The sequence below is a fragment of the Fluviicola taffensis DSM 16823 genome, assembly GCF_943372375.1.
Classification (GTDB): domain Bacteria; phylum Bacteroidota; class Bacteroidia; order Flavobacteriales_D; family Crocinitomicaceae; genus Fluviicola; species Fluviicola taffensis_A.
This window is the reverse complement of sequence record NZ_CALRYJ010000028.1, coordinates 1-20587: the sequence shown is the minus strand read 5'-3', so window position 1 is coordinate 20587 and position 20587 is coordinate 1. Positions and strand designations below refer to the sequence as shown.

The following is a 20587-nucleotide window of genomic DNA, read 5'->3' as shown; positions in this document are numbered from 1 at the left end:
ATTAATCAAATAAAGAATCCCATTCTTTTTCAAACAATGGAATAAGTGCCTGATTATCTAATCGATTGACTACTTTTTTGGAATCCTTCATGTCAGGAGGAAAAAATTTCATCGCCCTGAATTCCTCATTGGAATAATACTTCAGTTTCTTGGGCAATGAATAAGTTTTTAATTCATTCAGGTCATAACCAAAAAGAATATAACCCCATTCTCCAAAAGAAGGAACGTAGGTATGATAGGGAACCGTTTGCAAGTAAGAAGCTTCGATTGTACTATTGATGCACCAAAATGATTCTTTAGCATAAAGTGGCGAAGTACTTTGCATGACGGCCAATGTTCGATTGGTCATCACCCGCTGCAATGATTTGTAGAATGAAAGTGTATATAATTTTCCTACGGAGTAATTCGAAGGATCGGGAAAGTCGATGATAATCGCATCGTATTTGTCTTTTGCCTTATTTCTCAACCATTCAAAAGCATCTGCCTGAATCACCTTCAATTTCGAATTGTTTAATGAATTGTTGTTTAGTTTGACCATCAATTCATTCTTGGAAAAAATAGAGACCAATTTGGGATCCAAGTCAACCAAAGTGATGTGCTCCACTTGGGGATATTTTAAAATTTCCCTTACAGCAAAACCATCTCCACCACCAAGAACAAGGATATTCTTTGGTCTGCTGCAATGCGACATGACCGGGTGGACCAATGCTTCGTGATAGCGGTATTCATCACGTGAATTGAATTGCAAATGATTGTTTAGGAATAAGCTGTAAGCATTTCTGTCACGAGTCAATACAATTCGTTGGTATTTGGAGTTCGTTGCATAAATAATACTTTCCCCATAAATTTCTGTTTCACTGATGCGATTGATCCTGCCAGCATAAACAAAGGCGAAAATCAAAAGAAGAGCTGCGCCGGAAGCTTGAATAAACAACAGACTCGGTTGTCTCAACTCTTTTCTGAAATAATAGATGAGGTAAAGCGCTAATCCGACATTGAATAAGCCGAATAGAACAGATGTTCTCGTTAAATTCAAATAAGGGACCAAAACAATTGGAAATGCTATTGATGCGATCAAGGCACCGATATAATCAAATGTGAAAACCTTGGAAACCAGGTCCCGGAAACCTACCTTATTCTTTAAGATCCGCATGATTAACGGAATCTCCAATCCGACAAAAATCCCTGTTAGGAGAACCAATCCGTAGAGGATAATCCTAAAATAACCGCTGTAGCCGAAGCTGATAAATAAAACAGCACTGCTCAAACCGCCGATGATACCGGTAATTACTTCGATTCGAATAAAATGTTCGATTAGGTTTTTGCGTATGAATTTCGATAAATAAGAACCGATTCCCATGGCAAACAGATAAGTGCCGATTACCGTTGAAAATTGGGTGACACTATCTCCCAGTAAATAACTGGCAAGAGTTCCGGCAACTAATTCGTAGATCAACCCGCAGGTTGAAATAACGAAAATGGTAAATAAAAGTAAATAATGCATTGTTAATGAATAGCTGAAGCAATAATAATCGCTACAGCTAAGATGTAAGCACTTGCCATCATTGCTAAGGCTGTGTTTTTGTTTTGTGATACTTCTTTCCACAAATTTTGCGGAGACAATTTTTCAATGATAACAAATGAAATGATCAGGATCAATATTCCCAATCCTGCATAAACCAATGATACCAATACGGTGTTCCAATCTACAATTCCTCTCATAAGCGTTTATTTGTGATGTACACTGCCATGTGTTGTGTTTGGCGCATACTTTGTTCCATATTCGGATTTAAATAATTTAAAACTACTTGATTGTGCCCATAAAAAGAAGACAAATACAGTAGCTGCAATGATAGTTGCAAATTTATTTTTCTTTATAAAATTCATCATGCCTGACTCTCAAATAAATTATCAATTTCCCCTTTTCTCATTAATTCATAGCGATGTTTGAGCAAATTAATGATAATCAATAAACCAAGCAGCGGAATGACAAGGATTAAAGTGTTCCATGTTTCTATTCCTCCATAGTTTGCTTCAAGAAGCAGGATCTTATCTTCCCTTGTGGAAGAATATATTTTTGCCTTCAAATGATATTTCCCTCCGGGAACAGATGAAAGTCCGACAGTTCCGATATTACTTCCTTCCGACCAGGCATAGCCGCCATCATTGCCATAATAATATTCCGAAATAACTCCAAATTCCCGCTCCTCACCGGTTGCCTCGTTAACCAAAGTCAGTGCCGCTTCAATCCATTCATTTGTCAAACTTGCAGTTGTAGTGAATTCCAGGTAATTATCAGTAGAACTACTGTCAATGTAAAAGCTTTTACTTACAAAATCCGGGGAAGGAGAAACCGTTCCGGAAACGAGAATGTCTTCTTTAATGATCGGTCTGTACGATTTGGATTGAGCCCAAAAGATCGAAATTGCACTGATGAGTATAATCACTGCAAAGCAGACCTTGTTAAAGATCCGAACATTGATTCCACCTAAAACCGGCTGAGCTATTCCAATTCCTTCTGCTTCCTGCGATTCGATCCTGTAATCGTTGAACATGGCCGAGATTTGTTTTCTCGTCATGTGTTTCCCGGTATAGGTATCTATTCGACCGTTCTCATGCTTTTCAATGGCAATGAGGTAGGGAGGTGAGATATAATCAGAACACTGAATTTTTTTTACATCGATCAGATCGTAGTGAAATTCACCGACGCAATATCTCGATACGTAATTATATCCTTGAAAAAAATCGTAATCGCGGCCTTCGAAATTGACGGTGCTTTCGATGTTTGAAAGTATTTGTTGTGCAGGAACAGTATAATTCTCTTTTACCCAAGTGTAATTTCCATAGGAGCAATTCAGGAAAGAAATTTCTCCCGTTTCGCTCAAGAGCAAAATCTCATCCCAAACATCCGAATAACGTGCAGCATTGCGTTTATTAGCCTGACCAATTACAGTGTATTTGATCCCTTCATAAGTTCCAACAGTTCCTATCTTAAAATACTTGAGGTAAACAGCATTTTGATTCGGGACTTTCAGATATTTCTCATAGTTATCCTTGCTATGAACCTTTCCACAATTCGGACAAGCAAAAACTTGTAATTTCTGTCGGATGTATAATTTAGAAACGGTACCGCATTTTGAACACTTAAAGGCATTTCCATGCTCATTAACTGTAAAACAAGATTCCAAATTTGCCATAGGGTAAGTTGACTGTAATCGATGCAAATATCAGGAAATAATCGAAAAAAGCAATAGCTGGAAAAAGCTCTTTCAATATAAAACAAGTGAATAATTGAGCCGAAGCACTCCGAATTGAATATTCGCAATTCGCAATTCATAATTTGGAATTAGTATTTTTGAGCACCGAAATTTTCTGTATGAATCCAACTGAAGCACAAAAAAGAATAGAGCAACTAACGCAAGAATTAACTCAGCATAATTACAATTATTATGTGGAGAGTAATCCGACTATTTCTGATTATGAGTTCGATTTGTTGTTGAAAGAATTGCAGGATTTGGAAACGGAATTTCCGGAACTTGCTTCGGATTTGAGTCCTACAAAAAGAGTAGGTGGAGACATTACCAAGAAATTTGCAACGGTTGTACACAAATTCCCGATGCTTTCCTTATCCAATTCCTATTCGGAAGAGGAAATTGTGGAATGGGAACAGCGCCTGAAGAAATTGGCTACAGGACCGATTGAATACGTATGCGAACTGAAATATGACGGAGTAGCCATTGGAATTCGCTACGTGAACGGGAAATTTGCAAGAGCAGTTACACGTGGGGACGGAACGAAAGGCGAAGATATTTCGGCAAATGTGAAAACGATCCGAACAGTTCCATTAACACTAAAGGGAGATTATCCGGATGATTTTGAAGTTCGTGGTGAAATCTTTTTCCCAAGAGCGAACTTCGAGGCAATGAACAGACAGCGCGAAGAATTGGGAGAACCCGTTTTCGCAAATCCGCGTAACTCTGCTTCCGGAACCTTGAAATCACAGGATTCAAAAGTAGTTGCAGAAAGGGGCTTGGATTGCTATTTATATGGCGTTTACGGAGATGATTTGCTGATGGAATCGCATCTGGAAAGTGTAAGGAAAGCCAAGGAATGGGGATTTAAGTCACCACCGGAAAAAGAAAGATACATCGCAAAAATGTCAACCATTGAGGAAATCATGGATTTCATTCATTACTGGGACAAGGAACGCTACAATTTGCCCTTTGATATAGATGGAATCGTAATCAAGGTGAATAATTACGACCAGCAGGCTGACCTGGGTTTTACTGCAAAATCACCTCGCTGGGCTATTGCATATAAATTCAAGGCAGAGCGCGTTTCAACCAGGTTGGAAGAAGTGACCTATCAAGTTGGAAGAACAGGAGCAATTACACCGGTAGCAAATCTGACGCCGGTTTTGCTTGGAGGAACAGTGGTGAAAAGAGCTTCCTTGCACAATGCAGACCAGATTGAAAAATTGGATTTATATCTGGGAGATACCGTTTTTGTAGAAAAAGGAGGAGAGATCATTCCGAAAATTGTCGGAGTAAATACCGATGACAGGGAATCAGCGGCAGAAAAAGTGATTTTTATCGAACAGTGCCCGGAATGTGGTTCCGAATTACACAGAAGAGAAGGAGAAGTACAGCACTATTGTCTGAACGATCTGGTTTGTCCGCCACAGGTAAAAGGACGGATGGAGCATTTCATTTCCCGGAAAGCAATGAATATTGATGGGCTTGGAGCTGAAACCATCGATTTATTATACAAGAAAGGACTGGCAACCGGTATAGCCGATCTATACGATTTGACTTTCGACCAGGTGGTGAATTTGGATCGAATGGCAGACAAATCTGCGAATAACCTGATTTTAGGAATCAAGAATTCGAAAGAAGTTCCGTTTGAACGTGTATTGTTTGCCCTGGGAATTCGCTTTGTTGGCGAAACAGTAGCAAAAAAGCTGGCCAATGCATTGAAGAACATTGATGCGATTGCAAAAGCAAGTTACGATGAGCTTATTGCTGTAGATGAGATTGGTGAGAAGATCGCCATTGCAGTTCAGCAATTTTTCCAAGATCCGAGAGCAATCCAGACTATTGATCGATTAAAAGCTGCAGGAATCCAGTTTGAAGTAGAAGAAGTGGCTTTGGACTCCAATGAATTGGAAGGGAAATCCTTCGTTGTTTCCGGAGTTTTCGCCAAATTCAGCAGAGACGAGATCAAGGATCTGATTGAAAAGAATGGCGGAAAGAATGTCGGATCGATCTCCGCAAAAACTTCTTATGTCCTTGCAGGTGAAAATATGGGACCGGCAAAACTGGAGAAAGCAAGCTCTTTGGGAATTCCGATTATTTCAGAAGATGATTTTATCGCAATGATTTCAAATTGAGGATCTTTGCTAGTTTTTAGTCTAAAAACTGAGAAATCAATTTCAGCCATCTCGGATTGATATGTTCGGGATCAACGCGGTCCATTTCGTCATCATGGAAGATTACCGTTCCTGCATTCCAGCTTAAGGTTCCTTCAGCAAATTCCCTTGTTTGTTCTCCGTCAGCCTGGTTCATGGATTGAAATGTCAGAACTTGAATCCCTTCATGCTCATTCTGTTTCTCATTCTGTTTCTGAATCATCAGCCATTTATAAACCAGGCTCTTATCTTCCGATTGAAGATCTGTTCGTTTGATTTCTACAATTAGTTTGAATTCATCTTCAAAACAGAACAGCACTTGAAAGGGAAATGGATTTGTCGTCATGTAACAAAATTAATCGAATGAATGGAGAACGGATAATGTAAAATGGATAAGTAGTATTCAAACGAAACTTCCGTGTTCATCCGTGCTCATGCGCCAACGCTGAAGCTTGGGCGTAAGCGTTCTGTGGGAAAATATAAAGCATATTTAAAGCATGGAGAGAGCGACTTTTGTATCAATTCTTAACATTCCAAATAACTTTTAACCCAATTCGCAATTCGGCATTCGTAATTCTTAATTGATTTCGTAATTTCGCAAGGACTTTTTACTGTTTAAAAACAAATACAATGAATCTATTTAAAGGAGCTGGAGTTGCATTGGTTACACCATTCAATTCGGACATGTCGATTGATTTTCCAGCATTGCGCAGATTGGTGCAGGAACAAATTTCAGGTGGCACCAATTACCTTGTTGTTCAGGGAACTACAGGTGAATCTCCTACCTTGAATAGTGAAGAAAAGAAGCAGGTCTTGGAAACGGTGATGGAAGTGAACAATGGAACATTGCCAATTGTTTACGGAGCAGGAGGGAATAATACCCTGGAAGTTGCAGAAGCGTTCAAACACATTCCAAAAGGAGTAGATGGAATTCTATCTGTGGCTCCATATTACAACAAACCCACTCAGGCCGGTTATGTTGCACATTACAAAGCCTTGGCATCAGCTACGGATTTACCGATCATTTTATACAATGTTCCGGGAAGAACCGGATCCAATGTATTAGCTGAAACCACTTTGGAATTGGCAGAGATCAAAAATATTGTCGCGATGAAAGAAGCTTCCGGAAATATGGAGCAAATCATGGAGATCATCCGTTGCAGACCGGAAGGATTTCTGGTTCTTTCAGGAGATGATGCAATTACATTGCCCTTGATCGCGGCTGGTGCAGACGGGGTCATTTCTGTAGTTGCCAACTCTTTCCCGGCACAATTCAGTAAAATGGTTTCAAGTGCCCTGAAGGGTGATTTCGAAACAGCAAGAAAATACCATTATGATCTGATGCCGGTAACCAAATTGCTTTTTGCGGAAGGTAATCCTGGTGGAGTTAAGATTGCACTGGAAGAGCTTGGATGGATGAAACCGTTTATGCGTCTTCCATTGGTACAGGTTTCGGATGGATTGAAAGCTAAAATTGTTGCAGAAACAAAAAAACTGACTAAATAATCACACGATTGATTGAAAATTAATAGATTCGCATTAAATTACTTGACGATGAAAAATAAACTAATCTTAGGTAGCGTCTTGTTAATGTTGGCTTACGCTTGTGGTTCCGGAGAGGAAAAACAAGAATTGACAACAGTTGAAGAACAAGAGACCGTAGACGCTGCTAATGTAAACTACAATATTCCATCGCCATCTGAGCAATTTGCTTTGATTTCAAAGATGGATGCGGTAAAGAATACTAAAATCCTACACGACCCTGCGTCTGCTGATAAGTATTCCAATTCCTCGCAAAAAGCATTGAACTTTGGTGTTTACACGGCTGATGTGGCTTATTTGACATCGTTCAATGAGACGAACAAGTACTTGAGTTACTTTGGTAAATTAGAGAAATTGGGTTCCGATATCGGGGTTGCACAGGTTTTTGGAAACGAACTGGGCGAATTGGCTAAGAAATGGGATGGAAATGCAGATTCATTATTCAAATTGAGTGATGATGTGTATAACAGAACATTCCAACGTTTGATCGAAATCGATAAAGGGGATGAACTTTCATTAATGCTTGTCGGTGGATGGGTCGAATCCATGCACTTGATGATCGGAAGCTCGAAAGGTTTTGGTAAATCGCCAAAATTGGATCAGGCTTTGGCGGACCAGAAATTAGTTGCTGAAAACTTATTGGAGTTCCTGGTAAGCTATCAGGATAACGAATCCGTTAAGGAGTATTCGGTTGCAATCGAAGAGATTTTGAAAGTATACGAGCAATTGGATTGTAACTCGGGAGAGACTGAAGTGCAAAATTCAAATGGAAAATTGACTTTTTCAGGAGGAGATAGCTGCAAAATGACTCAAAAGTGTTTTGACAACTTATCAAAGAAAATCACTGAAATCCGTACTAAAATTATAACTGCTTAACTTTTTAGATATGAAATTTATTTTAACGTTAGCCCTATTATTTGGTTTTGTATTCTGTTTTGCTCAATGTCCTCCTGCTGAGGCATTCATGAAAAAGAAAAAGACCAAGGATGCATATAGCTTGAATTCCCAATCGAGATCCGGTTCCATCGCTTCAGATGAGACATACGAAATGTCGTTCATTGCACATCCGGGATTGGATTACCGTTTAACAACCGTACTGGGTGAAGGAAGTGTCGGAACACTGAATTACGAAATTTACGAGATGGTAGTTGAGAAAAAAACAGAAGGTGAAAAAGATACGTTCAAGAAAAATAAGAAAGTATTGGCTACATCAGGTAATGCAGAAGCATTGGAGTTCACTTCTGATAAATCACGTAAAATTTTCATTACTGTTTCTATCGCTGGTGGAGACAAAAAGAAATTGGCGTGTGTAGGTGTGTTAATTGAAACAAAACGTACAGAGAAAACAGGATTTTAATCTTCTCAAAACTCTATATTTAAAAATAAGTCGGGGCGAAAAATTTTTCGCCCCGACTTATTTTATATCAATTCGTAATTTTATAAAATGAATCAAACATCACAAAAAATATTAGAGTTTGTCAATCAAGCTCAGTCAATCGTTATTACGTCACATAAATCACCGGATGGAGATTCAATAGGAAGTTCATTGGCATTGTATCACATCCTGAAAAAATGGGGGAGAAATGTCCAGATTGTTCATCCGGATCCTGCACCAAGCTTTCTGCATTGGGTAGTAGGGCAAGAACAGATTATTGATTTTGAGACAAAACACGAGCAAGCGGTAGCAGCAATTCAAAAAGCCGATTTGATCTTTTGTCTGGATTACAATCATCCTTCGAGAGTTGGAGACCAGATGCAACCTTTTTTAGTTGAATCGACCGCTAATAAGGTCATGATCGATCATCACCTGCATCCGGCGGATTTTTGTCAGGCGGTGATATCCGAATCAACTGCTTGTTCGACATGCGAACTGATCTATAATTGGATCAAAGATGTCAATCGATTGGATGATATCGATGAAACTTCCGGAGCATGTATTTATTTGGGAATCATGACGGATACGGGGTCTTTCAGATTTCCGTCCGTAAGCGCAACCACTCATGAGATTATTGCGGATCTGATAAGAAGAGGCGTGAAGCATTATTTGATTCATGAGGCTGTCTACGACACAAATACGGTTGATCGCATCAAATTGAGAGGTTTTGCCCTGTCTGAAAAATTGGTTTGCCTGAATGATATCCAGGTTGCGTATGCTTTTATTTCTGAAAAGGAATTGGAGAAATACAATTACCAAAAAGGGGATACGGAAGGATTGGTGAATCAGATCTTGGGAATCCAGGGAATCAAGATGGCGGTGCTATTTGTTGAAAAGGATGGGAAAGTGAAAATTTCTTTCAGGTCAAAAGGAGATTACTTCGTGAATGAATTGGCGAATGCGCATTTTGAAGGAGGCGGACATGCATATGCTTCCGGCGGTATTTCAACCGAGTCATTGGAGAAAACTGTCGAAAAATTTGTAACATTTGTAAAAGATTTCATTCCTAAAGCATGATTAAAAGAACAGTTGTTTTTTGTTTATTGATTTTATGTTCCTGTACAGAAGAGGAGGAACAACCGAAACCAATCCAGTGGAACATGGATAAGTCAACTAAAATGAATAAGGAATTATCCATCGAGGAAGGCATTGATATCGATCTTTATTTTGCTCAGCATGAAAATTGGGAGGTAAAGGAAACCGGTACAGGTTTGCGTTATGTCATCTTAAAAAAGACGGAAGGCAAGATTCCAACTGCAGGAATGGATGCCAAGACACAATACAAGATAAGCTTGTTGGATGGAACAGAAGTCTACAAGACAGCTCCCGATGAAGTGGATGTTTTCCGCATTGACAAAAGTGATATGGAATCGGGAATTCACGAAGGGATTAAACTGATGCATGTGGGAGAAAAAGCAAAACTGGTTTTCCCGAGTCACCTGGCGCATGGACTGGTTGGTGATTTGCAAAAAATCCCGCCACTTTCACCTTTAGTTGTTGATATTGAATTAATTGAAATAGAATGAAAAGTTTAAAATACATCACATTTGGTCTCCTGATCTCTGCATGTACTTCCGGAGTGGAAAAAGTAGAGAATAAATCGGCATCGCCAACTACACGTGATGCAAAGGATGGATTGTCCGAGGCGGAAAGATTGATTGAGCCTAAGAAACAACTGGCTGATAAAAAGAGCTTTCCGAATGGAATTCAGATCCAATGGTTTGAAAAAACAGAAGGGGAACCAATCAGAGAAGGCGCTGTTTATGAGATTAACTTCAAAACAAAGCTGCAGAATGGCGAAGTGGTTGATGGAAACTACAAGCTGCAAAGAGATATGCTTCCTTTTTTGGTAGGATATGGTCAGCAAACCCCCGGATTTGATCTGGCAATAAAAGAACTGAGAGTGGGTGATTTTGTAGAAATTTTCATTCCGGGTAAATTGGCTAGAGGCAAAAAAGGGATTCCGGGTATCATTCCTCCGAATGCTCCCAACATTGTCATGCTGCGGGTAGGGAAAGAAATAAAACCGACCAAAGTGGTTGACGGAGTTAAAGTTTGGAAATTGGAGGAAAATCCTGAAATGTCGGATGCCAAAGTAGGAGAAAGTTCAAATCTGGCAATTCATTATTTTGTCGGGACCAAATCAAATCCCAGATACGACAATTCATATCAGAGAAATACGCCCTTTGCTTTCGGAATGAAAGATGCATCCCTGATCCCCGGATTGAGAAAAGCGATGTTGAATACCAAAATGTACGATAAATTGTATATCCTTGTTCCGGCAAAAGAAGCTTACGGTTCAAGAGGTTATGTGGATTTGGTGAAACCCAACGAAGAACTTTTTTATGACATAATCGTCATGGACGTGGATGGAAAATCAGTCCAAAAAAGTGAAAATTGAGGAGTGAAAAACGCAAAGTTAAAAAGGTGACTGAGCGGAGTCGAAGTCCCTTTTTGAAACTTTTCAAATGCCCGTTTTCAATTATCAAACTGGAGTTATGAACTTGTAAATGTTGGAATTAACGTTTTTTTGCAGGTGAATTTTGGCTTTTTTTCCTTAGTTTTGCCTCACCCAGAAAATACCAAAGGCTAAAAACATGAACAAATTTCTTTATTTCCTCCTATTATTTGTTTCATTTTCGGGATTGGCACAAACTCCAATCGATACCGTTAATACCGATAAAGGTAGAATGGTCATTTACTCCAATCGTACCTGGAAATTCTTGTTGGACGAGGAGTTTGACGGGATTATGAATGAAGCTCTTTTTAACCAGATTCAAAAGGATACGAACCTGAATTTGATCCAAACCTGGAACAATGATATCTGTTTTAGTTCTGAAAGACCTGACATGTCTCGTCTGAATGACACGATTTGGTTGTGTATGGTGGATGATTTGCACAAGGAGTTTGTTTGTCCGGTTCCGGGTATCGTGACTTCCCGCTACGGATATAGAAAAGGAAGATACCACAATGGAACGGATCTGAATTTACGCACAGGAGATACGGTTGTGGCTGCGTTTTCCGGTCGTGTACGCTATGCAAAATGGAATGACGGAGGTTTTGGTAATTTGGTAATCATTCGTCACCACAATGGCTTGGAAACGTTTTATGCGCATTTATCGAAACATCTGGTAGCTCCCGATCAGGAAGTGAAAGCCGGCGAACCAATCGGTTTAGGTGGAAATACAGGACATTCTTTTGGATCCCATTTGCATTTTGAAGTACGTTTTTATGATGCTCCGATGAATCCGGAAGAAGTCATTGATTTTGCGAAGAAAGAACTGAAAGATGAAAACTTATTGGTTCAGAAAAGATTATTCCGACCAGGTGCCAAACCGACGGACGAAGAAATCTCCGGAGAATCAATTGCAGCTGTTCAAGCTAGAACAGAGGCTGTGGCTACTAGAAAGTATTACAAAATCAGAACAGGCGATACCCTTTCCCAGATTGCTTCCAAAAGCAATACAACCGTTTCAAGGTTGTGTAAACTCAATGGGATCAGACCAACAACTCTTTTGCAAGTTGGTCGACAATTACGCGTAAGATAAAGACGAATTCCCCTGTATCATCGATTAACTAAATTTTATTGTTAAAAATTTGGTTTGCACTAGTGATTTCCCTAAATTGCTAATATGTCGTGCAACTATAGGATTGTTTTAGTAACAGATGGAGGTTCAGATGCCTTACTCGTCCCAATTGTCGGGTTGAGTGCATTGTCGCGTCGGATTCATGCAGTTGATATTGACAGGTCACTTTACAATTGGATTGATCTGTTGGTTGCTTCAGGAGATAGTGTCCTATTGGCAAGCCTTTTGGCAAAACAGGAGATTTCGTTGACTGAAGAACTGGGAGCATTGGAAAAATTGCTTCGTTATCAAAACAATGGATACAGTAAAGAAATGGTCTCCCGTTTGTTTGGAGAAGACGACACCCTGTTCGCATTGAGAAAACATTTTCTGTTCATGACTTATGATGTGGATTCGGATGAACTGTTCCAGTTTTCAGATAGTCGACCGACACAACAATCCATCAAACTGGATTCCGTGCTGAAAGCTTGCATGGGAAATCCGAATGAACAGCAATTCATCAAGTTGGGCTATCGAAGACTGATGAATGCAAGTCAATTTGCTCCCAATCCCATTTTGCAAGCCATGCATTACGCTGATTGCCTGTATCAGGACGATTCGGTGGTAATTGTCAGTATCGGTTCCGGAAAGCACAAGCAGAATGATCTGGAACAGCAGTTTTCAGAACAGGCACAGCAGGAATTCGACCAGGAAATCCGCAAGCACAAAAAATGGCACTACTTCAGATTCAATCCTGAATTTGAACGAGACGATACCATGGAAGAAAAGATTGAAAAAACACGCAATTACTTCGAAGACGAAGCTCCCAATATGGATCGCTTATTCCGCTTGATGGAAATTAAATCCGGAAGATTGGTGTAATTTGTTCAAAGGTTGTCTTCGACTTCATTCAGCCCCCCTTTGTGGATTCCTCCATAAAAAAAAGGATATTGAGCGTAATCGAAGTGTTAAGATTTCAGAAACAATATTTCACGGAAGTTTGCCGTTATGCTATTTCTCCTATTTTTGTCGTCATGAAATGGATTTTCTTACTTCTCACACTTGTAACGCTACTTAGCAGTTGTAATTCGTATAACCGCATTCTGAAATCGGATGACTACGAGTCAAAATTCAATGAAGCCAATCGCTTATATGATTCCGGAAAGTATGATAGATGCGTTGCTTTGTATGAACAAGTGTATCAAAGAAGCCCACGGTCTCCTCAAGGTGAGGTGGCGTTTTACAGATTAGGAAAAGCATGTTATGCTGTAGAGGATTGGTATTTGGCAAGTTATTACCTGGCAGCATTCCCATCCAAGTTCCCTTATTCTCCAAAAGTAGAGGAGACAACTTTCCTGGCTGCTGTTTGTGCTGTTCAGAATAGTCCTGAGGTATCATTGGATCAACATGAAACAGAAGTAGCATTGAATGAATTGCAAAATTTCGTCACACGCTTCCCGAATTCTGAATTGCTCGATACGTGTAACACGATTATGGACAAGCTGCGTTTCAAATTGGAAACAAAAGACATGATGACCGTGAGACTGTATTCCAAAACGGAAAACTACCGGGCAGCAGTGGTCAGTGGAGAACAATTCCTGGACAATTATCCACGATCCACTTACCGGGAAGAAGCATGGGCGATTTTAATGAAAAATTCATATTATCTGGCAAGCAATAGTGTAGACTCGAAAATTGAAGAACGAATTGCAAAAACAAATGAGCGATTTAACATTTTTCTTGTGGAATTCCCAAATTCAGACTATCTTCGCGAATTCGAAGGGTATATTGAAAAATTGAAAAAAGTCGGTGTTCCCGTATCTAACAAGTAAATAAATAGAAGAAAATGAGCTTCAAAAACAACAATGCTGAGCGTTCAACAGTTACGCGTGATACAATAGATTTAGAGGAAACAACAGGTAATATCTATGAATCGATTGTAGTATTGTCTAAAAGAGCAAATCAAATCAGTGCTTCAATGAAAGAGGAATTGACTGCTAAATTGCAGGAGTTTGCTTCATCAACAGATAATTTGGAAGAGATTTTCGAAAACCGTGAGCAAATTGAAATCTCCCGTTTTTATGAAAAACTTCCTAAACCGGTTGCCGTGGCAATTGAAGAGTTGAAAGAAGGACAAATCTATACTAGAAAAACTCAAGAGTAAAACATACTCGATATGTCTTTGGAAGGAAAAAGGATTCTTGTTGGTGTTACTGGCGGAATCGCAGCGTATAAAATGGCTTCCTTCGTAAGATTATTAAAGAAACAAGGGGCAGAGGTCAGATGTATGATGACTCCTGCCTCTTCTGATTTTATCACACCGCTAACTCTTTCCACTTTATCGGAATCTCCCGTTGGAATCGAATTTTATGATTCGAAAACCGGTGAGTGGACCAACCATGTCGAATGGGCTTTGTGGGCAGATGTCATGATTTTTGCTCCGGTTTCAGCAAATTCAGTGGCTAAAATGGCTCACGGCTTTTCAGATAATTTTCTTTTGGCAACCTACTTGAGCGCGAAATGTCCTGTTTTTATTGCTCCTGCAATGGACCTGGATATGTATCAGCATCAAACCACGAAGGATAATCTCCATCGTCTGGAATCGTTCGGACATACCATCATACCGGCAGAAAGCGGTTTCCTTGCGAGTGGTTTGGAGGGGCAGGGCAGAATGGCTGAACCTGAAGTTTTGGTACAATACCTCGAAGATCATTTCTATCAGGATGTGCGATTCTCAGGAAAACGTTTTTTGATCACTGCAGGACCAACCTATGAAGCAATTGATCCTGTTCGATTTATCGGGAATCATTCCTCCGGGAAAATGGGGTTTGCATTGGCTGAAGCAATTGCAGCTAAAGGTGGAGAGGTTGTTTTGATAACCGGTCCATCAAACCTGAGCGTGAAACACAAACAGATTAACGTGTTACGGATCACTTCCGCAAACCAGATGCTGAGTGCGGTGCAGGAAAATTGGAAAAATGTGGATTTAGGAATCTTTGCTTCGGCAGTTGCGGATTACCGTCCAACAGTTGTTGAAAATCAGAAAATTAAAAAAACAGAAGACCAGCTTCAAATTCTTTTAGAGAAGAATCCGGATATTTTATCTTGGGCAGCTTCAAATAAAGAGGATCAAAAGGTGGTTGGCTTTGCTTTGGAAACCCAAAACGGCATGGAATATGCTAAAGGGAAACTCGAGAAAAAGAAATTGGATGCAATTGTTTTGAATGAAATGGGGGAGCCGGGAGTTGGCTTTGGTACCGATACGAATTCCGTTAAATTGCTGTTTAAAAACAATAAAATGTGTAGCTTTGAGTTACAGTCAAAGCAAGAATTAGCTTTCTCTTTGTTGAATGAATTGATGAATAATCTATATGAATAAAATTCTAACCCTTGTCTTTTTAGCTCTTATCACAAGAGGATATTCCCAGGAATTGAATTGCCAGGTTTCACTTATTACCAATATTAAGACCGAAGTAACGTCAGCTGAAAAAGAACTGTTTGATCAGTTAAAAGAAGTAGTTACTAATTTCATGAACAATACCCAATGGACAACTGAGAAGTTCAAAGTAGAAGAACGAATCAATTGTCAGTTGCAATTGCAGATAAATACCATTAATAACGGAGAATTTACGGGTTCGATCCAGGTTCAGTCGAGCAGACCTGTTTACAATGGTTCATACAATACGACCTTGTTTAATTTCCAGGATGACAATCTGGATTTCACTTATACAAGAAGCAGTCAGGTACAGTATGGAAAAAACCAGTTTAGAGATAACTTATCTTCCATATTGGCATTTTACGCCTATTACATCATTGCTTTGGATTTTGATTCCTTTTCAAAACAAGGCGGAACCAAGTATTTTCAAGAAGCTCAACAGATTGTAACCAATGCGCAAACTGCTCCGGGTAAAGGATGGAAATCCAACGAACAAGGAAAGAAAAACAGGTATTGGTTGGTGGAAAATGCACTTCAGCAATTGTTTGAACCATTGAGAGATTGTTATTACGAGTATCACCGTTTGGGGATGGATCATCTCTATGACAAACCTGAAGACGCGAAAAAAGCGATCTATTCCGCATTGGATAAACTTTCAAAAGTTTCAGCTGCCCGACCAAATACGATTAACATTATCAATTTTGCATACTGCAAGTTGAATGAATTGAAAAATTTGTATTCTACCGCAACACCCGAGGAAAAGACCCAAATTGTTGGGGTGTTAAAGAAGATTGATCCTACAAATTCAACCAAGTACGAAGAAATTTTGAACTAATGCTGAAATCACTTTCCGTTCAGAATTTTGCGCTAATTGAACATGTTTCCCTCCAATTCCAGGATGGACTGCATGTTATTACGGGAGAAACAGGATCCGGAAAATCGATCTTGCTAGGAGCTTTGAATCTGATTCTTGGAGAACGTTCCGATTTCTCCGTCATTCGCAATCCGGAAAAAAAAACCATTGTGGAAGCCATCTTCCAGTTGAATGAGAGCTTCAAGGATTGGTTTGTTCAGGAAGACATCGATTGGGAACCCGAAACGGTTATTCGAAGAGAAATCACAAGTCAGGGTAAATCGCGTTCATTCATCAACGATACTCCTGTACAGGTAAGTCAGTTGAAAGAATTGACGGAACAGTTGGTTTATATCCACTCTCAACATGAGACACTGGAAATCAAAAAGCCAAAGTTTCAGTTCGACCTTTTGGATTCTTATGCCGATAGTTTGGATTTGGCTCAGCAGGTTTCATCCCATTACGGCAAGATTCAACGATTAAAAGCTGCAAAGGAAGAATTGGAATCCTCCAAGTCAAATCAGTTGCAGGAATTGGACTATATTCAATTTCAACTGAATGAAATCCAACAATTGAACCTGGATCAGGTTAATTATGCCGGGTTAGAGAATGATTTTAATAAATTGTCCAAACTGGATGATTTGAAGGAAGCATATTCTTCGATCGTGAATGCGATAGAGTTGGAAAATGGTGCTACGGATCTGCTTCGTAGACTGAAAACACATATTGACAAGTGGAAAAATGCAGATGCCGATTTGAATACCATTTCTGCCAGACTGCAAGATGTCATTGCTGAATTGGAAGATATCTCCAGGGATTCTGACAGACAATTGAATCAAATGGAAAGTGATCCTGAGGCCCTCTTCCGTTTGACTGAATCCCTTGACGAATACAATAAAGTTTTAAAGAAACATCATTTTTCGACACAGGAAGAATTGAGTGAGTATTTCAATTCGCTTGAAGCTAAACTGAACGATTTCAATTTCTCTGATGAGCGCATTGCAGAATTGACAAAGGAAATAGAAGAGAAGGAACAAGAATTAATGCAACTGGCTAACAAGTTGTTTGATAAGCGCTCAGCAGTTATTCCAAAGCTGGAAAGTTATTTGCTGGAGTTGTTAAGTGAAATGAAAATGGAGCATTCCAGGTTTCAGATTTTGCTTACTCGCTCCGAAAAGTTAGATTCAAACGGAGGAATGGCCATTCAGATCTTGTTCTCTGCTAACAAAGGATTGGAATTGAAACCCATTGAGAAAGCAGCAAGCGGTGGAGAGTTATCGCGTGTGATGCTGGCGATTCAGTTGATCATGAGCGAGAAGAAATCACTTCCGACTTTAATTTTGGATGAGATTGATACAGGTGTCTCAGGTGAAGTGGCATTGCGAATGGGGAAATTACTGAAACAAATGGGTAAACATTTGCAGGTTTTTGCAATTACACATTTAGCTCAGGTTGCAGCCAAAGGAGATTATCACTTTGAGGTTTCGAAATCACATGAAAACAGTCAGACCATCTCTGAAATACGTCTTTTGAATGAGGTGGAGCGGATTGAAGCACTTGCAAAACTTATTTCCGGTGAACAAGTGACGGATTTGGCGCGATCTTCCGCAATAGAACTAATGAGTTAGATAATTTAAAATGTTGAATGCAAAATGCAAAAGTTTTAACAGCAGATCATTTTTGATCCCGATAATTATCGGGATTGACTTTTTAATTTTGAATTAATCTTCCGTATCTTTACTAAATAAATACACGAATTATGTTCAAGATCCTTTGGTTAACTCTTTCACTTGCTACTACAAGCTTTACTTCAGGAACTTCGGTTTCCGTTCAATCTGCTTATTCCAATGCAGGAGAAGTCATCAAAATGCGTATACAAGGACATCGTGTCGGCTGCCAGCCGAATTCGGATGAACCCAGACAATGTTTCCTGGTTCAGAAGGGAGCAAGTATCGGAATGGAGAATTGGGAAGTTCTGCAGCAGCCTATTGAGGGTTTTGATTTTGAAGAAGGTTATACTTACGACTTGATTGTGAAGGTGGATGTATTGCAAGACAAGACCGGATCTGATCGGTTCAAACATTCGTTGGTTCAAATAATTTCGAAAATCAAAGAGTCTTAATTACTTTTTCTCCTATCTTTAAAATTATGGAGAAGAAATGGGTAATTACAGGACTGCTACTTATAATCATTGCAATCATTTTTGGAGCTTTCGGAGCTCATGGGTTAAAAACACTGTTGGAACCCAAGGACGTTCCCTTGACTTTTGATCTGGCAAAGAAAAATCAGGATATCCTGACTGCTTTCGAGACCGGAACGAGGTACCAGTTTTTTCAAGGGGTGGGATTTCTGATTATTCCCTTTATTCTTACCCGTTTTGCCATTAAAGGAAAGACCATTTTCTTCTTCATGTTATTGGGTACCATTTTCTTCTCAGGAAGTATTTATGGATTAACCTATTCGAAAGTGCACATGGGCGGATCCATATCAAAAGTATTCGGTCCCATAACACCGATTGGTGGACTCCTGATGATTCTGGGATGGACCTGGTTGCTAATTCAAGTAATTCGTTCACGTAATTAATGAAGTTTTCAGCGACTATATTAGGTTCCGGAACATCGCAGGGAATTCCTGTAATTGCCTGTGAATGTCACGTATGTACTTCCGGAAAGAGAGAAGACAATCGTTTGCGCTGTTCAGTTTTATTGGAAATTGGTGGAAAGAACTATGTCATTGATGCAGGTCCGGATTTCAGACAACAAATGTTGAAGTTTAAAGTGAAGAGCCTGGAAGCAGTGCTGTTTACACATGAACACAAGGATCACATGGCTGGCTTGGATGATGTGAGAGCGTTCAATTTTATCGAGCGGAGAGATATGGATATTTATTGTACAAAAGCCGTTGAAACTGCTTTAAGACGTGAGTACCATTATGCCTTTGAAGAAGAAAAGTATCCGGGAATTCCACAACTGAACATCATCAATATTGAAAACAAGCCATTTAAACTTTCCAATACGATTCCGGTTGTTCCGGTTGAAGTGATGCATTATTTCATGCCTGTTTTAGGCTTTAGACTGGGAGACTTCGCCTATATAACAGATGCCAAGACGGTTGAATTGGAAGAAATAGAAAAATTGAAAGGCTTGAAAGTGTTAATTATTAATGCTTTAAGGAAAGAGCCGCATATCTCCCATTTCAATTTGGAAGAAGCATTGAATTTTATAAATCAGGTGAAGCCGGAAAGAGCCTACCTGACTCACATCTCTCACTTATTCGGCACGCACGAAGAAATTGAACGCGAATTACCTCCAAATGTTTTCGCAGCCTTTGATGGACTGAAATTTGACTTCGATTAGTCATTTTACTTGTAAGGAAAAGCAGTAATATTTTGGAATTCAGTTTAATTCAAACCAGGACAGGAAATATTCCTTGTAGGCTTGAAATTAAATTCTAAATTTGTCCTCAAATCAAACAATTATGTCAAAATTATTGGAAGGAAAACGTGGGATCATCACAGGAGCATTGGATCAAAATTCAATTGCTTGGAAGGTTGCTGAAAAGGCACATGAGCACGGTGCTACGTTTGTTTTAACAAATGCTCCAATTGCAATGCGAATGGGAGAAATAAATGAATTGGCTGCAAAGACAAATTCAACGATTATTCCTGCTGATGCTACAAGTACAGACGATTTGAAAAAGCTTTTCTCAGAAGCTCAGGAAATCTTAGGTGGTAAAATTGACTTTGTATTACACTCCATCGGTATGAGCGTGAATATTCGCAAGAATATCCCTTACCAGGATTTGAATTATGACTTTTTTCAAAAGGGAATCGATGTTTCCGCATTGTCATTACATAAAATGCTTTCAGTAGCTAAAAATATGGATGCGATTAATGAATGGGGAAGCGTGGTTGCTTTAACTTATGCTGCTGCTCAAAGAACTTATCCATTCTATACGGACATGGCTGATATCAAAGCAATGTTGGAATCCATTGCAAGAAGCTTCGGATATCATTACGGTTTGGAGAAAAAAGTACGTGTGAATACTGTTTCTCAATCTCCGACCAAAACAACTGCTGGTTCCGGAATCAAAGGTTTCGGTGATTTCTACGATTATGCAGATGCAATTGCTCCATTAGGAAATGCAAGTGCTGAGGATTGTGCAAATTACTGTATCTCTTTATTCTCTGACCTAACGCGTATGGTTACCATGCAAAACTTATTCCATGACGGTGGTTATTCCACAACTGGTGTAAGTGATATCATTATGGAAAAAATGGGGATTTGATCCTCAAAAAATAAAATATTGAATAAAACCTTTGGAACCAAGTGGGGGCGCGATTAATCGC

22 protein-coding genes are annotated in these 20587 nt (G+C 39.4%); 18 read left to right on the top strand and 4 right to left on the bottom strand.

Features of this window, described 5'->3' with window-relative positions; translation table 11 throughout:
• Position 1: 1 nt before the first annotated feature.
• From AAG807_RS20650 to AAG807_RS20640, 3 genes are all read right to left on the bottom strand, one after another.
• A complete protein-coding gene (locus AAG807_RS20650; protein ID WP_341908343.1) occupies positions 2–1504 on the bottom strand; it encodes a polyamine aminopropyltransferase in 1503 nt (500 codons plus the stop codon).
• Positions 1505–1506: 2 nt separating this feature from the next.
• Positions 1507–1722, bottom strand: a complete 216-nt coding sequence (locus AAG807_RS20645) for a DUF350 domain-containing protein (RefSeq protein WP_341908341.1) — start codon at positions 1720–1722, stop codon at positions 1507–1509.
• Between the two features lie 164 nt (positions 1723–1886).
• The gene (locus AAG807_RS20640) at positions 1887–3197 is read right to left on the bottom strand and encodes a DUF4178 domain-containing protein (RefSeq protein WP_341908338.1); all 1311 of its coding nucleotides are present in this window, start codon (positions 3195–3197) and stop codon (positions 1887–1889) included.
• 179 nt (positions 3198–3376) lie between these two features.
• Between AAG807_RS20640 and ligA the strand changes: the two genes are divergently transcribed.
• Positions 3377–5389: an NAD-dependent DNA ligase LigA gene (gene ligA / locus AAG807_RS20635; protein ID WP_341908336.1), complete on the top strand. Its 2013-nt coding sequence runs from the start codon at positions 3377–3379 to the stop codon at positions 5387–5389.
• 16 nt (positions 5390–5405) lie between these two features.
• Here the strand turns inward: ligA and AAG807_RS20630 are convergent, their stop codons facing one another.
• Positions 5406–5753, bottom strand: coding sequence for a hypothetical protein (locus AAG807_RS20630; protein WP_341908334.1), 348 nt, complete (start codon positions 5751–5753; stop codon positions 5406–5408).
• A gap of 284 nt (positions 5754–6037) precedes the next feature.
• Here AAG807_RS20630 and dapA point away from each other — a divergent pair, with 284 nt between their 5' ends.
• From dapA to AAG807_RS20545, 17 genes are all read left to right on the top strand, one after another.
• Complete coding sequence (gene dapA / locus AAG807_RS20625; RefSeq protein WP_341908332.1) at positions 6038–6913, top strand: 4-hydroxy-tetrahydrodipicolinate synthase; 876 nt, start codon at positions 6038–6040, stop codon at positions 6911–6913.
• 48 nt (positions 6914–6961) lie between these two features.
• On the top strand, positions 6962–7825 hold the full coding sequence (locus AAG807_RS20620; protein WP_341908330.1) for a hypothetical protein: 864 nt from the start codon (positions 6962–6964) through the stop codon (positions 7823–7825).
• A 10-nt stretch (positions 7826–7835) separates the two neighbouring features.
• Positions 7836–8306, top strand: coding sequence for a hypothetical protein (locus AAG807_RS20615; RefSeq protein WP_341908328.1), 471 nt, complete (start codon positions 7836–7838; stop codon positions 8304–8306).
• Positions 8307–8393: 87 nt separating this feature from the next.
• Positions 8394–9401: a bifunctional oligoribonuclease/PAP phosphatase NrnA gene (locus AAG807_RS20610; RefSeq protein WP_341908326.1), complete on the top strand. Its 1008-nt coding sequence runs from the start codon at positions 8394–8396 to the stop codon at positions 9399–9401.
• Entirely contained in the window at positions 9398–9910 is a 513-nt protein-coding gene (locus AAG807_RS20605) for an FKBP-type peptidyl-prolyl cis-trans isomerase (protein ID WP_341908324.1), read from the top strand. The genes AAG807_RS20610 and AAG807_RS20605 overlap by 4 nt, the downstream gene beginning before the upstream one ends.
• Complete coding sequence (locus AAG807_RS20600; RefSeq protein WP_341908322.1) at positions 9907–10785, top strand: FKBP-type peptidyl-prolyl cis-trans isomerase; 879 nt, start codon at positions 9907–9909, stop codon at positions 10783–10785. Before AAG807_RS20605 ends, AAG807_RS20600 begins: the two co-directional genes overlap by 4 nt.
• Before the next feature lie 196 nt (positions 10786–10981).
• A complete protein-coding gene (locus tag AAG807_RS20595; protein WP_341908320.1) occupies positions 10982–11932 on the top strand; it encodes a M23 family metallopeptidase in 951 nt (316 codons plus the stop codon).
• A gap of 84 nt (positions 11933–12016) precedes the next feature.
• Positions 12017–12832 (top strand): hypothetical protein, encoded by an 816-nt coding sequence (locus tag AAG807_RS20590; protein WP_341908318.1) that lies wholly within the window; start codon positions 12017–12019, stop codon positions 12830–12832.
• A 152-nt stretch (positions 12833–12984) separates the two neighbouring features.
• On the top strand, positions 12985–13782 hold the full coding sequence (gene bamD, locus AAG807_RS20585) for an outer membrane protein assembly factor BamD (protein WP_341908316.1): 798 nt from the start codon (positions 12985–12987) through the stop codon (positions 13780–13782).
• 14 nt (positions 13783–13796) lie between these two features.
• On the top strand, positions 13797–14114 hold the full coding sequence (locus AAG807_RS20580) for a DNA-directed RNA polymerase subunit omega (RefSeq protein ID WP_294862023.1): 318 nt from the start codon (positions 13797–13799) through the stop codon (positions 14112–14114).
• Between the two features lie 12 nt (positions 14115–14126).
• The gene (gene coaBC, locus AAG807_RS20575; protein ID WP_341908313.1) at positions 14127–15329 is read left to right on the top strand and encodes a bifunctional phosphopantothenoylcysteine decarboxylase/phosphopantothenate--cysteine ligase CoaBC; all 1203 of its coding nucleotides are present in this window, start codon (positions 14127–14129) and stop codon (positions 15327–15329) included.
• Positions 15322–16221, top strand: a complete 900-nt coding sequence (locus tag AAG807_RS20570) for a DUF4835 family protein (protein WP_341908311.1) — start codon at positions 15322–15324, stop codon at positions 16219–16221. Before coaBC ends, AAG807_RS20570 begins: the two co-directional genes overlap by 8 nt.
• On the top strand, positions 16221–17867 hold the full coding sequence (gene recN / locus AAG807_RS20565) for a DNA repair protein RecN (protein ID WP_341908310.1): 1647 nt from the start codon (positions 16221–16223) through the stop codon (positions 17865–17867). The genes AAG807_RS20570 and recN overlap by 1 nt, the downstream gene beginning before the upstream one ends.
• Before the next feature lie 131 nt (positions 17868–17998).
• Positions 17999–18361 (top strand): DUF4377 domain-containing protein, encoded by a 363-nt coding sequence (locus AAG807_RS20560; protein ID WP_341908308.1) that lies wholly within the window; start codon positions 17999–18001, stop codon positions 18359–18361.
• Positions 18362–18387: 26 nt separating this feature from the next.
• Complete coding sequence (locus AAG807_RS20555; RefSeq protein WP_341908305.1) at positions 18388–18822, top strand: DUF423 domain-containing protein; 435 nt, start codon at positions 18388–18390, stop codon at positions 18820–18822.
• A complete protein-coding gene (locus AAG807_RS20550) occupies positions 18822–19595 on the top strand; it encodes an MBL fold metallo-hydrolase (RefSeq protein WP_341908303.1) in 774 nt (257 codons plus the stop codon). The genes AAG807_RS20555 and AAG807_RS20550 overlap by 1 nt, the downstream gene beginning before the upstream one ends.
• A 121-nt stretch (positions 19596–19716) precedes the next feature.
• Positions 19717–20526: an SDR family oxidoreductase gene (locus AAG807_RS20545; protein ID WP_341908301.1), complete on the top strand. Its 810-nt coding sequence runs from the start codon at positions 19717–19719 to the stop codon at positions 20524–20526.
• Positions 20527–20587: the final 61 nt, after the last annotated feature.